Annotated in this window: 11 protein-coding genes; 9 read left to right on the top strand and 2 right to left on the bottom strand. The window is 54.9% G+C overall.

What is annotated here, in order from left to right; all coding sequences use genetic code 11:
* From traN to AC1RJW_RS26470, 5 genes are read left to right on the top strand one after another with little or no spacing between them, the layout of a single operon-like run.
* Complete coding sequence (traN, locus tag AC1RJW_RS26490) at positions 1-1,314, top strand: conjugal transfer protein TraN (protein ID WP_493047563.1); 1,314 nt, start codon at positions 1-3, stop codon at positions 1,312-1,314.
* Positions 1,308-1,721, top strand: a complete 414-nt coding sequence (locus AC1RJW_RS26485; protein WP_493047562.1) for a hypothetical protein — start codon at positions 1,308-1,310, stop codon at positions 1,719-1,721. The genes traN and AC1RJW_RS26485 overlap by 7 nt, the downstream gene beginning before the upstream one ends.
* A complete protein-coding gene (gene traF / locus AC1RJW_RS26480) occupies positions 1,718-2,572 on the top strand; it encodes a conjugal transfer protein TraF (RefSeq protein WP_493047561.1) in 855 nt (284 codons plus the stop codon). The genes AC1RJW_RS26485 and traF overlap by 4 nt, the downstream gene beginning before the upstream one ends.
* A gap of 10 nt (positions 2,573-2,582) precedes the next feature.
* Positions 2,583-4,004 (top strand): conjugal transfer protein TraH, encoded by a 1,422-nt coding sequence (locus AC1RJW_RS26475; protein WP_493047560.1) that lies wholly within the window; start codon positions 2,583-2,585, stop codon positions 4,002-4,004.
* A gap of 37 nt (positions 4,005-4,041) precedes the next feature.
* The gene (locus tag AC1RJW_RS26470) at positions 4,042-6,918 is read left to right on the top strand and encodes a conjugal transfer protein TraG N-terminal domain-containing protein (protein ID WP_493047559.1); all 2,877 of its coding nucleotides are present in this window, start codon (positions 4,042-4,044) and stop codon (positions 6,916-6,918) included.
* A 2-nt stretch (positions 6,919-6,920) separates the two neighbouring features.
* Here the strand turns inward: AC1RJW_RS26470 and AC1RJW_RS26465 are convergent, their stop codons facing one another.
* A complete protein-coding gene (locus tag AC1RJW_RS26465; RefSeq protein WP_493047558.1) occupies positions 6,921-7,250 on the bottom strand; it encodes a hypothetical protein in 330 nt (109 codons plus the stop codon).
* Positions 7,251-7,363: 113 nt separating this feature from the next.
* Between AC1RJW_RS26465 and AC1RJW_RS26460 the strand changes: the two genes are divergently transcribed.
* The 4 genes from AC1RJW_RS26460 to AC1RJW_RS26445 all read left to right on the top strand — a co-directional run bounded on the left by AC1RJW_RS26460 (position 7,364) and on the right by AC1RJW_RS26445 (position 11,121).
* Positions 7,364-7,933 carry a hypothetical protein gene (locus AC1RJW_RS26460; protein ID WP_493047557.1) on the top strand — a complete coding sequence of 190 codons (570 nt, stop codon included), beginning with the start codon at positions 7,364-7,366 and terminating at the stop codon, positions 7,931-7,933.
* A gap of 31 nt (positions 7,934-7,964) precedes the next feature.
* The gene (locus AC1RJW_RS26455) at positions 7,965-8,963 is read left to right on the top strand and encodes a S49 family peptidase (protein WP_493047556.1); all 999 of its coding nucleotides are present in this window, start codon (positions 7,965-7,967) and stop codon (positions 8,961-8,963) included.
* Between the two features lie 122 nt (positions 8,964-9,085).
* Positions 9,086-10,327: an RNA-guided endonuclease InsQ/TnpB family protein gene (locus tag AC1RJW_RS26450; protein WP_493047555.1), complete on the top strand. Its 1,242-nt coding sequence runs from the start codon at positions 9,086-9,088 to the stop codon at positions 10,325-10,327.
* Positions 10,328-10,386: 59 nt separating this feature from the next.
* Positions 10,387-11,121, top strand: a complete 735-nt coding sequence (locus tag AC1RJW_RS26445; RefSeq protein ID WP_493047554.1) for a hypothetical protein — start codon at positions 10,387-10,389, stop codon at positions 11,119-11,121.
* A 156-nt stretch (positions 11,122-11,277) separates the two neighbouring features.
* Here the strand turns inward: AC1RJW_RS26445 and AC1RJW_RS26440 are convergent, their stop codons facing one another.
* Positions 11,278-11,988 carry a hypothetical protein gene (locus AC1RJW_RS26440; protein ID WP_493047553.1) on the bottom strand — a complete coding sequence of 237 codons (711 nt, stop codon included), beginning with the start codon at positions 11,986-11,988 and terminating at the stop codon, positions 11,278-11,280.
* Positions 11,989-12,182 lie beyond the last annotated feature (194 nt).

The following is a 12,182-nucleotide window of genomic DNA, read 5'->3' as shown; positions in this document are numbered from 1 at the left end:
ATGCGCCGTTTGATCGCCTTGACGACCGCCTGCTGCTTGAGCAGCATGCAGCCTGCCATTGTCCTGGCGCAAGTCAACCAGGATCTGGCCGGCGCCACGGCTGCCAACCAGGCGGCCCGGGCCAGCGTCACCACCCAGAGCGCCACTGCCCACGTGCCCGGCTATACGCTCACGCCTCCCGAAACCGTCTACCACGGCAAGAGTAACCTCAAAAGCGATGCCAATACCCACCTGGCGGCCTGCGCCCTGACGCCCGGCGACCCGGCCTGCGCGGCGCAAGTGGGTGCCCTGAACTCGGCCAATACGCCGCGCCCGCCCGTGCTGGCCACCGATCCGGCTATCGCCGCCGCGCAAGCCATCGCCCGCGATCCCTTGAGTGCCGAGACGGCGCTGGCCGCGTACACCACCGGCTGTCCCGCTGGCGCCACCTGCGCACCCAAGTCATTCTGTCTCGGTACGCAATGTTTCAGTACCAGTTATACGAATGACGTCGATTTTGCACAGGTCATGACCTACATGGAGGCAGTGCGCGAGGCCGGCGTCTATCTCGATCCGAAGACCATGACCTTGTTTAATGGCGAGGGCAATACCTGCCGTAACCGGCTCCTCAAAAACTGCTGCTATACAGATGGCGCCGGGGCCCACTTTACTAACCAGTCCCTGTTTGGCATCGGCTCGCGCCTGGTATTCGACATCCTGATGAACAGTGGCAACCGCGAGTTCATCACGCAAGGCGCCAAGGCGCTGCTGACCAGTGGCGGTTTCAGCGGCAGTTATACGACGTTCGGCGTGACGGTGGCCGTCAATGGCACGGCGCTGCCGGCAGGTTCCATCACGCTGGCCACCACCGAACACCTGGCGATCGCGTTCAATCCCTGGAGCCTGGCGATGACTGCGGTGATGTACATCGCGGTCTCGATGATGTCCTGCAACGCTGGCGAGGGCAAGCTGGCGATGAAGGAGGGCGCCCAGCTATGTCACACCATTGGTACCTGGTGCAGCTCCTGCATCCGGGTATTAGGGAAATGCGTGTCGTGCATCGAGCACACGACCTCCAAATGCTGTTTTAACTCGCGCCTGGCCAGGATGATCAACGAACAGGGGAGGGCGCAGCTCGGCATGGGCTGGGGAGCACCAAAAAATCCTGCCTGTTCTGGCTTTAGCGTGGATCAATTGCAAAGCATCGACTTTGCCAAACTCGATCTGACCGAGTTCTATGCCTCGATCGTGCCGACGCTGCCCAACGTGGCGGCACTGAAGGATGCTGCCGCCCAGCGTGCGCCAGCCTGTTATCTGGGGAGAGGGAAATGCTGAATCGAACCACGACGCGCAAGGTTTCGCTTGCCCTTTGCTCTGCCATGCTCTGCGCCGCAACCTGTGCGGCCCCGGAAGCCACACCCCGCGTGGCGGTGAACGATCCGAAAGTACTGATGTTGGCGGCCATCGATGCACCCGACGGCCGTGCAGCCGGCATGTTGACCGGAGAAGTGGCGGACGCCATCTCCCGGCGCTTTTCTGCCACCTCTGCGCTCTTCATGGATGTCACGACACTGGCCCGTTACGCCCAGGACGGCTGCCGCCGGCTCAACGTCCGCTTTTGGCAGGAAGGCGTCAGGCTTGCGGCGGGGCAGGCACCAAATAGGCAAACGATCGATATCGGCATCAATTACTGCCGCAATGGCCAGCCGCCCGCCCATCTGCGCCTGGAGAAATCGCCATGAGAAGGTACCAATACTGTCTGGCAGTGCTGCTCGCATGCGGAGTCGTACACGCCCAGGTTCCCGCCAGTGTCCCTGCACAAAGCCACGCTGCTGGCGCGCAGGCCGCTGTGCGGCGTGGCTGGCATTTTTATGACGACCCGGCATTGCACGAACCGCAGAAAGGCTCAGTACCGCCTGCGTCAGTCGCGCCGCCAAAACCCACCACGCCGCAGCCACCGCCTGAAGTCAAGGCGCTGCGTGAGTTGCAACTGCAGCTGGAGCAGCTCAAGGCCGTCGCCGTCATGAACCCGACTGTCGCCAATGTGCGCCGCTACATGGAGCTCGAATCGAAGATCGTCAGGAATGCCTCGCTGTTCGCCGACCTGTCGCAGAAAGTGGCGTGGGCCAATCCGGACCTGGACCCCACCACGCAGGGCCGCCCCGTCAATGCCCAGGCGCTGGAAGTATTTGAACAGGTGCAGATGCAGGAGAGATATTCCGCCCTTGCCAACATCGGGAGCGACCACATCCTGATGTTCTTCTTCCGTGGCGATTGTCCGTACTGCCATGCCTATGGGCCGGTATTGCGGGCGTTTTCCACGAAATACCGTATCCAGGTGCTGCCGGTCAGCCTGGATGGCGGCGCGGTGCCGGGCTTTACCAATGCCCGCACCGACAACGGTACCGCCGCCACGCTCAACGTCAAGCAAGTTCCGGCGCTGTTTTTGGCACAACCCATCACCGGCAAGATCATGCCGGTCGGTTTTGGTGTGCTGTCGGAAGGCCAGCTGGTGGAACGGATCGATGCCCTGCGGCCGCGCGCCGTTGAGACCGTCGAAACACTTTTTGGAAAAACACTTTCATCTCGTTAAGGAGCTCATCATGCCTATGCGCAAACTCATCATCGCACTATCCCTGTCCACCAGCAGCCTGTACATCCATCCGGCCTTCGCCGGTGACCTGAATGCCGAAGTCAACAAGATGTTCAACGACCTCGGCGCCATCGGCAACTACTCGGCGCCGGGTGCCTTCCGTGGCCAGGTCTACAACACCTATAGCGGCGGCAGCCTGATGCTGCGCGCGCCGAACAAGACCTATCAACTCATGGCCATCGACTACCCGACGGCCAAAGCGGGGTGCGGTGGCATCGATCTTTTCGGCGGCTCGTTCTCCTACATTTCGGCGGCCGAATTCAAGAACATGCTCAAGAACGTCACCTCCGCGCTGCCAGGCGTAGCGTTTCAGCTCGCGCTCGAATCGGTGTCTCCGATGCTCGGCGGTATCACCAAGTGGACCAAAAACCTCGAATCGATGATGACGAATGCGCAAATCAATTCCTGCAACACCGCCAAATCCCTGGTCTCGTCGGCCGCCGAGGCCACGGGGTTCAGCTCCAGCAAGGCCTGCGAGGACATCGCCGTCTCGCTGGGCCTCGAATCGGACTATGCCGCCGCAGCCGTCCGCTGCAAGTCCGACAAGGGTTCCATTCTGGATGCCGCGCGTAAATCCTCCGATCCCCTCGTCAAAAACAAGGCGCCGTTCGTCGGCAACCTCACCTGGGAATCGCTCAAGCTCGCCGGCAACTACCTCGATGACAAAGAGCGGGAAATGATCATGAGCATGGTCGGGACCGTTATTTTCTATTCGGAAGGACGAGACCCGAATCCGATCGCACCGACCTTCACGTCGATCTCCCAGCTGCTCTATGGCCAGTCGGATGCCGGGAGCGGCAACGTCCACCAAACGGTCCTACGCTGCAACAACTACACCAACTGCGACCAGGTCACCATCGACCCCGAGTACGTCCATACCCCGTTTACAGTCAAGGTCGAAAAGCTGATGCGCTCGATCGCCTACAAAATCGAGACGCGCACACCGATTCCCAACATGTCGCCGGAGGTCGGTTTTGTGAACCAGACCAGCGAGCCTGTCTATCGCATGCTGTCGATCGGGGCATCGTTTCCTTCTGCCACAGCCAATGAGCAGCTGATAGCCACCTATCGGGATGTGATTGCCGCAGATTACGCCTACATGTTTCTAGAGAAGAACCTGCGGTTGGGAATGCAAGCCCTGGAGAAAGACTTCACTTTAGACATGAAACAGCAGGGGAGAGCCCAAGAAATCCGGCTACGCGCCAAGGACATGCTGGCCCAGCTGTCCCGCGAAAAGGCCCTCGTCTACCAGAAAGTAGGCTCTATCACGGTGGTGTCCAACCACCTGGAACAACTGTCACGGCAAATGCGCGCCAATATGCCGCAGCAGGTACTCGATCTGCTGGGACGCCAGGCCGCCTATCTGCGTTGATAAAAAGTAGAGAAGTAAAAGAAGGAGGTAAATAGTCATGTGGGAAATTTTCGCTTACCAGAACTCGGACAGTTTGTACGGGCTGATGAATGCAGTGGCCGCCATGGTCGGCGCCAACACCTACCGAAATGCTCTCGGCATCGTCGCCGTGTGCGGCTTCGTGGCCGCACTGGTAGGCTATGCCTTCGCCCCGGAAAAGATGGTGGGCTGGAAGTGGCTCGCCTCGGTCGTCCTGGTATTTTCAGTACTCGTAGTGCCAAAGGTCACTGTCGGTATTGTCGACAAGACGGGAGGTTCGGCCGAAGTATTCGTCGACAACGTCCCGTTCGGCCTGGCGGTGCTTGCTTCGCTGACCAGTACGGTCGGCAATAGTCTGACGGAACTCGAAGAAACAGCCATGCAGGTGATTCCGGGCCCCGCCGGCATGCCGGATAAGCTGAGCTATCAGAACAATGGACTCATGTTCGGCAGCCGGCTGGTGCGCGAAACGTCCAAGGTCGTGTTCCAAAGTCCGTACTTCAGGAACGATCTGATTAATTTTCTGCACCAGTGCACGATGTTCGATCTGGCCTCTGGCTACCTGTCACCGGAAGCATTTGCGACCTCTGGTGACGTTTGGGCGCTCATGGGGGATCCCAATCCTGCCAGGTTTACCGGCGTCACGAATGCGGCCGGTACCTCGGAAGTGCTCACCTGTCCTCAGGCATATACAAAGCTATCGGCGAAAATGCCGGCCGAAGTTCAGCGCATCCAGGGCACACTGGCATTCCGCATGAATCCGACGCTTCCTGGGACGGTAGCCTCGGCCCTGATCGCGGACCAGATACAGCAAGCCTATCTGAAAGCAAAAATTGCCGACGCCTCGGCCAGCGCTGCTGATATCATCCGCCAAAACGCACTCATCAATGCTGTGAACGACACTAGCCTTCTGGCTGGCCAAAAGGACAACGATCCGGCCACGATGCTGCTGGCTGTCGGCCGCGCGCAGGCGGTGGTTCAGACCAACGCGGCGTGGATCAATGCTGGAAAAATAGCCGAACAAGCACTGCCCGTCATCCGCAACGTGGTCGAAGTGGTGGCGTACGCGATGTTCCCGCTGCTGATCCTGCTCCTTATGCTGGCTAACGGCAAAGATACCGTGGCTGGCTTCAAGAACTATGCGTCTGTGCTGATTTGGATCCAGCTTTGGCCGCCGTTGTATGCCATCCTCAACTACGCTGCGACCATGTATGCAATGCGCGATTTGGCCGCCGCGGCCAGCGTAGGCACCGGGGTCAACGCCCTGTCGCTGACTACTTCCTCGACCATTTTTTCCAGCGCCATTTCGGGCGAAGCCGTCGTCGGCTATATGACCATCAGCATTCCTTTCATTGCCTGGGCTGCCCTCAAGCGCATGGAGAACTTTGGCACCGCGCTCGTCGATGGCATGCGCTTGTTGCAAAGTAATACGACCAGTGCCACCAATTCGGCGGCAACAGGCAACGTATCCATGGGAAATGTGGCCATGGATCAGATGACCTTGGCGCCTGTCCGCTCGTCACCGTTCTTCAGAAATCGGCAAAACGATCTTTCAGGAAATAGCTACACCTCCAACGCATTGTCTGGTCTGACTGCGGTTAAGGCGTTGGCTAATGAAGGGCCAGTATCCAGAACAGTGGAGGGGAAGGTCACGGAAAATCATGTTGCAGCTGCCACGCAACAGGTATCGGCAGCGGAGTCAAATGCTGTTGCTGCAACAAGGGATAAAGCCGCCGCCTTGTCGAATGCCCTGCTGCATGTTGACGGAACTAGCGCTACAACGAATCGGTCTAAAGGTGCCACAAGAAGCAGTATTGAAGGATTTGGCGCGCGTGCGCAAGAGCTTAAGCAACTTACCGACACCATTGGGAAAGCCCTGGGGGCCAGCGAGCAACAGGTCGCAAGCGTAGCATTTGGGGTAGCGGCCGAGCTCAACATCGGCACGCCGCAAGCGGGCAAAATTCCTGGAGCTAAATTTGCGATACCAGGCCGGGGTGGAAAACAGTACTCCGCCTCAATAGACCAAAAAGAATCGGAGATACGGCAACACTTAAGTAGTGATGATGTTTCAAAATTTAAAGATTGGGGCGAGATGCTAGTCAAGAATACTAGTTTGTTGAACTCCGTTATTGCGGATCAAAGGATCGCCACCGAAAATGCAGCCCGGATCACCGAGACGGTAGCGACCTCGGAGCGTGCAGACGCAACGTTACGCGAACAAGTAGACTACGCTACTAGTATATCGGCAGCGTATTCGCGCGGGGATTCTTTTAATTTTGATCTTGCAAAGGATCCGTACAATATTCAACTGTTTGAATCACTTTTATCACACAACCAGAACAGTGCAGCTGCTAAAACTATTATCGACTCCCATCTCGGAAGCATTGCAAACACTCCCATATTACCAACCAAGAACAGCAATCTTCCAGAATCATTTGAATCAGTAAGAGTGAAATATCGTGACATGAAGGACAACTCATCGTTTCATCCCGACATTGATAGGAAGCATAAGGCTAATAAGTCACGTATACATTCGACAACTCCAAATGTTTCTACAAACAGCGTTGAAAACGACGAGGGAGCATCTTTGCCGTTAAAAGGGGAAGATTGGATGACAGCAGAGCAAGCTAGAATTAAGAAATCGTCTACGAAAGTTCAGTCAGAAATAGAAAAAACAGATGAAAAAGCCAGAGATGAGAAAAATAAGGAGCGACAAAAATTTCGAAACGATAGTGGAATTGTCGAGACTCCGTCTGGCAACATTTCGTCGAAAAAATCGTTGTTCGGCAAGGCGAATAAACTAGTCACCGAAGATCCAGACATTGTTGCGGAAGAAATGAAAGAAATTAGAAACGAAGGCATGAGAAAATTAAAAAAACTTTTTAATAAGCGATAATTCTATTGTGGTTCGCGCAGGAGCCATTGGGGGTCTAAATCTGGATCCCCACTTTCGTTTAATCGATAGGCATGATTGCTAAAGTATTTAGTTCCACAACATTCATATTCATTCGTATAATTGACTAATTGCGATGAGTAAAAGTTATCCTCTTTGAGAATTTTCTCATGAATAAGTACAGCCAAAAAAATTATCCCATATAAAAATAAGAGTGCAAAAAAGCCAATAACCGCAACCACAACAACTAATAGTAAAGGTTCGCCAAAGCTCAACAAAACCCCGATTATTACACCGGCAAGTCCACAAAGAAACATTTGTCGTGTTGCTTTCAAAATAACCTCAAGTATATGTGTTTATATATACTAATATACTAGCAAAAACAAAAAAATTATCAAGGGGAGCCAGGCGGGATAGATAGGTTTAATTTTCCATGGGGATTTACATTATGAAATTATTGTATATAGGCTTTACTCTAATCTTGGTATTTGCGGTTTCATCGGTGCAAGCGGTTGCACTCGCACAAAAGCCCACAGACGACTCAGTCTGCGATTTGTCGACGATGACGACGTATAGATTGTCCCAACGAACTTTCGTCGAAGCACGCACGCGAGATGAGAACGTTATTTACGCTCGGCTAGCTCTTCGGTTTATCACAAGTCATTGTAAGAATGGCCAGCTCTTGCTACTCCATTCTGAGGATGGCATCGCATTCGACGATCAATATTTTCGGGTAGTTGCTGCTCAGTTATGTAGTGTTTCCAAGGTCACACGAGAAGCAGCGAGCACGCAAGAATATCCTCAGGCTTTTGTTATGCGCTGCCCAATCTCAAAGCTTAAAGAAGCCACTGCGGCATTAGCCGAAATGGAAAAAGCAAAATCGACGGAAGCCATGATCGCGGAAGGCGCGCCGATGCGAAGTGCGCAGCCAAACCGGAGAGAAGAAGAAAAAAAAGCGTGTGGTGACAAGATGACCTGGGAAACTGTCGTACTGGGTTGGGGGGGCAGTTGTCGCTAACTTATCGCGCCTAGCCCCCCAAGGAAACGCCATGGAAAACAAAGACGACAAGAGTCAAGCTGAACTGCAGGCCGCCAATATCGCACTACTGATGTTGGCTGAGATACGCGAACAACGCGCGGGATTCAGGGAAGAACGCCTGGCGCTTGAACGGGATCGAAAATTTGCTCGCCGCCTCACCGTGGCGCTGAAGTCGTTGCTCGTTCTCATGCCACTCCTGTTCGGCCTGTACTTTTTCATGCAAATGTTGCAGTTTAAAATAGGTCCCTTCGGCCCGGTCATAGGCATAGTGCACATCGAAGGCGAGATCGCTGCAACCTCACTCGCGTCCGCAGACAAGATCGTGCCGGCCCTGAAGCGCGCGTTTGAGTCAAGCAACGTTACTCAGATAGTTCTGGCGATAGACAGTCCTGGCGGCGCGCCGGCCGAGGCCGAGCGTATCGGAAACGCGATTCACTCTTTCAGGAAAAAGCACCCGAAACCGGTAGTGGCGGCGATCAGCAACGTCGGCGCATCGGCTGCCTACATGATTGCCTTGCACGCCGACAAGATCATCGCAGGGAAATACAGTCTGGTGGGATCGATCGGCGCCATCATCGCGCCATGGCAGCTGTCGCGTGCGCTGGATCGGATGGAAATCTCGCAGCAGGTATATGCATCCGGTCACCTGAAGGCATTCTTGAATCCGTTCACGCCGCCTAGTCAGGACGCGCAAGCCAAGGCGCAGGATTTGGTGGACAGGGTAGGGCGAACATTTTTGCGCGAACTAGAGGAACGGCGGGGCCGCGTCCTGAGGCACGATGTTAACTACGCCAGCGGGGAAATCTGGAGCGGGTTAGAGGCAAAGGAAATCGGCCTGATCGATGCCATCGGCACGATGGATGACTTCGTGGATGCTCAAAAGGATGCGACTGCATTCAACTTTGGACCACACCCTGGCGGATTTGGTCAAATGGGTACCCTGATCTCAACCTCGATCACTTCTGCGTTCGACGACATCATCGCGAGGCAGGAGTTTAAGCTTAGATAGGGGAGGGAGAGCGGAGCTGCAATTTAGTACGGTATGCGACCCATGTCAAGCCAAAATACGGCGCAAATTGGTTAGCTTTCTTGTGGCCGATACTGCCTTCGCACGAGTAAGCTTGAAGAATTATGGAAAGATATCAAGCCTACAGGTTCGAGTTGAGACCAACCGGCGAACAGGAGCGCGCCATGCGCCGCTTCGCCGGTTCTTGCCGGTTCGTCTACAACAAAGCCTTAGCTCTGCAAAAAGAAAATCACGCAGCCGGCAACAAATTCATCGGCTATGTGGCCATGGCGAAATATCTGACAGCATGGCGCAACGGTTGCGAAACCCCTTGGCTTGCTGCCGCACCTTGTTCAGCACACCAATATGTGCTGAAGGACTTAGAGAAAGCTTACTCGAATTTCTTTGCTGGCCGTGCAAAATTTCCAAAATTCAAGCGCAAGGGCGACAGAAACTCCTTCCGCGTGGCAGCAAAAGGGCCAATTAGAATCGAACAAACCAACAGCCGCCTGCGTTTCCCCAAATTAGGATGGCTACGGTACCGCAAGAGCCGGGACATTGTTGGTGAACCTGTGAATGCAACCATAAGCCAGGCTGCTGGTAAGTGGTTCATTTCAATACAGACCCGGCGCGAGGTAGATCCGGTGGCTCCTATCGCTACGAGTGCAGTTGGAATAGATGTCGGCATCGCTCGCTTTGCCACCCTGAGCGATGGTCGCTTCATAGCGCCACTCAACAGTTTCAAGAAACACCAGCAGTGTCTGGCGCGCTACCAACGCCGCATGAACCGAAAGGTCAAATTCAGTAGCAACTGGAAAAAGGTAGTCGCCAAAGTTCAACGGATTCACACACGCATCGCAAATGCCCGGAACGATTTCCTGCACAAGACAACCACAGTGATAAGCCAAAACCACGTGCTCGTCTGCATTGAGGATTTGCAGATAGGGAAAATGTCCAGGTCCGCCAAAGGCACTGTCGAACAGCCGGGCAAGAGGGTCAGTCAAAAGTCGGGGCTGAACCGCGCCATTCTCGATCAGGGATGGGGCGAGTTTAGGCGGCAGCTAGACTACAAGATGGCGTGGAACGGCGGTATGTTACTGGCTGTGCCGCCGCACCACACTAGCCAGACGTGTCCAGCTTGCAGCCACGTATCAAAAGACAATCGGCAGACCCAGGCGAGTTTCCTGTGTGTTAATTGTGGCTACGAAAATCACGCCGATGTAGTCGGCGCGATGAATACCTTAGAGCGGGGGCACCGCTTGTTTGCCTGTGGAGAGACGGCGCAGTCAGGCCGCTCAAAGAAGCAGGAACCCTCCGAAGCGCGTCGCATCTCATCGCGCCACGCCGTAGAAATCTCCGTCCTTTAGGCGGGGAGGATGTCAATGGAAGAAGGCGAAAGCCCGCGTCTAAAAGATTCACAGCCGCAATGCCAATACTCGGAAAGATTTCCTACACAGCTACCCAGGAGGCAATCCCTGGCTGGCGGTCAAAAGGTCCCGAGGTCGATATCGAGACCGACCCGATCCAGGTAGACATGGCGATGACGGCCGAGGCTTGGAAAGTCTTGATCGCGGCGCTAGAGCGATGTGCCCAGCAAGCCGACAGCGGGCGGGACCGGATCGCCCTCACGATGCTGCTGTTGATGGGCGATTCGGGATTGCGTCGCGCGGAAACCGTATCGGCCCGCAGCAACGCGCTCACGCCCGGGCCCAACAATTTTAAACGAATTCTGAAAATGGATTTTGACCGGCAAACTGAGTTTTCAGAAGCTGCGAATATCGGAATAGATTTTGCTGCGAACCGGGTGACAATTGATGGTCAGGCACATTTTTCAGCAAGCTCGATGGTTTTCGCGCGCCATGCATTTCACCTTGCTTTGCTGTTAGCATCCTTGCAAAAAGAATACTTTCGCTACCCACGCTTGTTGATACTCGATGGAATCGAGGACGGTGGGATGGAGCCTGATCGCAGTTATAACTTCCAACGTATTATTGCTAGTAGCTCGGACAATTCGACCGTTGTTCATCAAATCATCATGACGACAATGAGCGTCTGTCCCGAATTAGACGACGAAAAATATATCGTTGGGCGGAAATTTACGCATGACCAGAAATCGATCGGCCTGGCGCCGAGCACTGCCAAAGATGGCCTTGTTGAGTAGTGAGTAGACAGCGGCGGCGAGCGCGCCGGTGCTATCTACCCGTTTATCGGCGCGGCCAGGTATTTAAGTCGCCTATCATGGAGCTGTGGTTTGATTCGGTGGGGAGTCGACGTTCGAAAAAATCTCTTCGCTCCGCCGTCTACCCCTAATCCAAAATCAAAATTCGGGGATTCCCAAGTCGGCCTCTTGGGCGTCGTTGTATTCAAAATCCTGCTCGCGCCAGCTCTCGTCTACGCCAGCTGAGCCTTCGGACTCTACGAAGATCAGTCCGGCCCGGCCTGCTTTTCCGAATATGAGCTTGCCGCGGCAGTTGAGCGTGTCGCCAGCGAACATGCGGTCGCTTTCGGGGTCATGTCCTCCATTCATGTCGCCGCTGGCCTCGATGCTCCACTCGGATCGTGCTGCCCACAAGTCGTCGGTAGTGGGTATCTCATAGGGCAGGTTGGCTTCGGAGTCGAAATAGGCATTGGTTTCCGACATGGCGGCCGACACGTCGTCGGAGTTGGTGATCGTGTCAACTAGCCTCTCGCGGGCATAGTCATTGTAGAATTGGTCGAGGTCCTCGTAAACGCGGACAGGCGCCACATTTTGCAAGGCGGCGATGCACGCTTCAATCAGGCCCGGAGCGGCCAAGTTTAGAGCATGGGCCCGCCGCTCGCCCGCGGGAGGGTTTAATACCAGCATCTCGGCGTCGTCAAGATGATATTCCATGCTGTCGTCGTTTTCTTCGACTGAGAAGGCTGCATAGGTCTGGTAACCCAGCATGGCTGCTAATACTTCCTGGAGGTGCGATCGTTTGATGGATTGGCCGTTTTGGACCACGGACTTTGATGCGGCGTGGGATGCCGCGCTGATAAGCTTCGTCATAACATTCTCCAAGTGAGTTCGGGCGCGCGGGTCATTTTGTCGCTATCGAACAGTCGGATTGGTTTGACGGTTGGATGCTTGGTGGTGCTGAGTTGTTGAATGCCGTTTCAAGCTGACCAGAACTTAGGCGGGGCGCCTTAGCAATCATCTTAACTTGAAATCCGGCAACGCGCAATCGCGACATTGGAGATGGG

The sequence above is a fragment of the Janthinobacterium sp. GW822-FHT07A03 genome (assembly GCF_058798815.1).
The sequence above is the reverse complement of the archived record's forward strand: the minus strand, read 5'-3'. Positions and strand labels throughout refer to the sequence as shown.

Excerpts from the sequence above, each read along its gene's own strand:
- AC1RJW_RS26470 (WP_493047559.1), top strand. The coding sequence starts at position 4,042 with ATGTGGGAAATTTTCGCTTACCAGAACTCGGACAGTTTGTACGGGCTG.
- AC1RJW_RS26460 (WP_493047557.1), top strand. The coding sequence starts at position 7,364 with ATGAAATTATTGTATATAGGCTTTACTCTAATCTTGGTATTTGCGGTT.
- AC1RJW_RS26450 (WP_493047555.1), top strand. The coding sequence starts at position 9,086 with ATGGAAAGATATCAAGCCTACAGGTTCGAGTTGAGACCAACCGGCGAA.
- AC1RJW_RS26445 (WP_493047554.1), top strand. The coding sequence starts at position 10,387 with ATGCCAATACTCGGAAAGATTTCCTACACAGCTACCCAGGAGGCAATC.
- traF (WP_493047561.1), top strand. The coding sequence starts at position 1,718 with ATGAGAAGGTACCAATACTGTCTGGCAGTGCTGCTCGCATGCGGAGTC.
- AC1RJW_RS26475 (WP_493047560.1), top strand. The coding sequence starts at position 2,583 with ATGCCTATGCGCAAACTCATCATCGCACTATCCCTGTCCACCAGCAGC.
- AC1RJW_RS26485 (WP_493047562.1), top strand. The coding sequence starts at position 1,308 with ATGCTGAATCGAACCACGACGCGCAAGGTTTCGCTTGCCCTTTGCTCT.
- AC1RJW_RS26440 (WP_493047553.1), bottom strand. The coding sequence starts at position 11,988 with ATGACGAAGCTTATCAGCGCGGCATCCCACGCCGCATCAAAGTCCGTG.
- AC1RJW_RS26455 (WP_493047556.1), top strand. The coding sequence starts at position 7,965 with ATGGAAAACAAAGACGACAAGAGTCAAGCTGAACTGCAGGCCGCCAAT.
- traN (WP_493047563.1), top strand. The coding sequence starts at position 1 with ATGCGCCGTTTGATCGCCTTGACGACCGCCTGCTGCTTGAGCAGCATG.